Raw genomic sequence first — 2,285 nt, 5'->3', positions numbered from 1 at the left:
CGGTGGCGGTGCCGCGATCAGGGCGGCGGCAGGACGCTGATCTGGGTGAGGCCGCTCACCTCCGGGTGGTCACCCACGCCGCGGTCGTGGTTCGGCTCGCCCGGCCGGCGGACGCCGACCGTCGACCAGCCGGCGGCGCGGGCGGCGTCCAGCTCGTCGACGAGGTCCGAGAGGAAGAGCGTCCGGCCCGCTGGCACCCCGGTCGCCGCGGTGATCGCGGCGTAGGACGACGGCTGCCGTTTCGGGCCCGCCGTCTCGGTGTCGAAATACCCGCTGAACAGGCCACCGAGGTCACCGGCGAGGCTGCGGGCGAACCAGGCGCGCTGCGCGGCGACCGACCCGGACGAGAAGACGTACAGCCGGTGCCCCGCCGCCCGCCAGGAGCGCAGGGCGCCGGCCACCTCCGGGAACAGGTGGGAGGTCAGCTCGCCCGCGGCGAAACCGGCGTCCCAGATCAGCCCCTGCAGGGTCTTGAGCGGAGTGATCTTCTCGTCCGCGTCCAGCCAGGCATCGAGCGCGGTGACGATCCGGGCGGTGTCCGCCGCCGGCTCACCGATCAGCCCGCGGACCTGCGCGAGCGCCCGGCTGGTGTCCGGATGCCGCTGGTGGCTGTCGATCCACGCGCGCAGCCGTGCCCGCGAGTACGGGTAGAGGACGTCGACGACGAAGGATGTCGCGCTGGTCGTCCCCTCGATGTCGACGACGACCGCCTCGGCGGTGACCGTGACGGCGGCGGTCACCGGGCGGCGGCGGCCACGGCGTACAGCGCGTCGAAGTCGGGGAAGCGGGACGCGATGTCGCTGCCGGTGAAGTCACCGACCCAGCCGTCGGCGTCGTGGAAGAAACGGACCGCGGTGAACGACGGGCTGCTGCCCATGTCGAACCAGTGCGTGGTACCCGCCGGCACCGACAGCAGGTCGCCGGCCTCGCAGAGCACCGCGTGGACCTCGTCACCGATGTGCAGGTAGAAGACGCCGGCGCCGGCGGCGAAGAAGCGCACCTCGGCGTCCGCGTGGGTGTGTTCGGCGAGGAACTTCGCCCGCGTGGCGGCGGCCGTGGCCGGCCAGCCGGGCGCCTCGGCCGGATGCAGCGCCACCACGTCCACGAGGACGAATCCCTCGTCGGCGACGACCTTGTCCACCTGTTCCCGGTAGGCGGCGAGCACCGCGTCCTGGCCGGCGTCGGACGGGAGGTCCGCAAGCGTCCACTGGTCGAACCGGACGCCGACCGGCGCGAGGGCGGCGGCGGTCTCGTCCGGCCGGTCGGTGTCGCGCAGCACGCGGCCCGGGTCGTCAGCGGGCCAGGTTGTCAGGTGCGTCATGACGGCCTCCTCCGGTCGTGTCCGCGGCGGGCCTCGGCCCGAGTCCCGCCCTGGCCCGCCAGTCCCAGTGTGACGCCGGGCATGCACCCGCGCTGGCGGCCCGCGAAGCAACGCAACGGGAACGACACACAGAAGCAGCGCAACGGAAACGGCACACGGCGGAGAGCCGCCAGGCACCGTGCCCACCGCGGATGCCGTGCGGGGCCGGGACCGCGCGGGCGGCTGGCGTCCCTTCGGCCACGAAGAACGATCACGACCGCGACGGGACCGGCCGCCGCCGGGCGGCTGTCGTCGCCGGAGCCGCTCATCGCAGTGGGACGGTCACACCTTCGCTGAACGGGCCGTCGTGGAGCTCCAGGTGATCAGGCGTGGCATCGATGGGAATGTCGAAGACGAGGGTGCCAGTGACCTTCTCCCCCTCGGAGATGTTGCCCCAGAGCGAGTTGGAGAAGGCCGCCCGGGACAGCAGCTGGTCGGAGCCGTGCCTGGCGCCAGTGGTGTCGTACAGGCTCTGCGAGGCCAGCGTCAGGGTCCGGTCCGAACCGCCGATGTTGCTGACGGTCACATTGGCCAGGCAATACTGGCCGTCCGGATGCCGGGGGAAGAATCCGGCCTTCAGCTCGTCGACACCGCACTGGACGTTCGTCACGGTGAACTGGAGCTGCCCGTCCCGGACGGGGACACCGATGCCCGCCGCGGGTGCCGGCGATGCCGATGACGTGGCCGCCGGGCTGGTGGGCCTGGTGCCGCCCAGCCCGCCCGGGTCGTTCCCGCTCCCGCCGAGGCTGTCCAGAACGACCCAGCCGACCAGCAGCAACAGGGCCAGCAGGGGGACGAGCAGCCACCACCGGCGGGACCGCCGGCGTGCTGGCGGCGGCGCGGGCGGATACCAGCGCGGCGGCGCGCCGGCCGGCTGGCCGAACTGGCCGGGCGTGCCGAACTGGTTGGGCGTGCCGAACTGGTT

The 2,285-nt window shown here is 73.3% G+C and carries 3 protein-coding genes; all 3 read right to left on the bottom strand.

Translation table 11 applies throughout. The features are described 5' to 3' along the window. Nucleotides 1-17 precede the first annotated feature (17 nt). Nucleotides 18-740 carry an acireductone synthase gene (mtnC, locus tag AC5LUJ_RS05310; RefSeq protein ID WP_250287375.1) on the bottom strand — a complete coding sequence of 241 codons (723 nt, stop codon included), beginning with the start codon at nt 738-740 and terminating at the stop codon, nt 18-20. Continuing rightward, complete coding sequence (locus tag AC5LUJ_RS05305; protein WP_250287374.1) at nt 737-1,321, bottom strand: 1,2-dihydroxy-3-keto-5-methylthiopentene dioxygenase; 585 nt, start codon at nt 1,319-1,321, stop codon at nt 737-739. Before AC5LUJ_RS05305 ends, mtnC begins: the two co-directional genes overlap by 4 nt. Before the next feature lie 304 nt (nt 1,322-1,625). Further along, nucleotides 1,626-2,285: DUF4352 domain-containing protein (locus AC5LUJ_RS05300; protein WP_493464559.1), on the bottom strand; the 660-nt coding region annotated here is incomplete at its 5' end.

The sequence above is a fragment of the Protofrankia sp. CiP1_Cm_nod3 genome (assembly GCF_982290655.1).
Note: the sequence above shows the minus strand (reverse complement) of the source record. Positions and strands in the feature narration are given on the sequence as shown.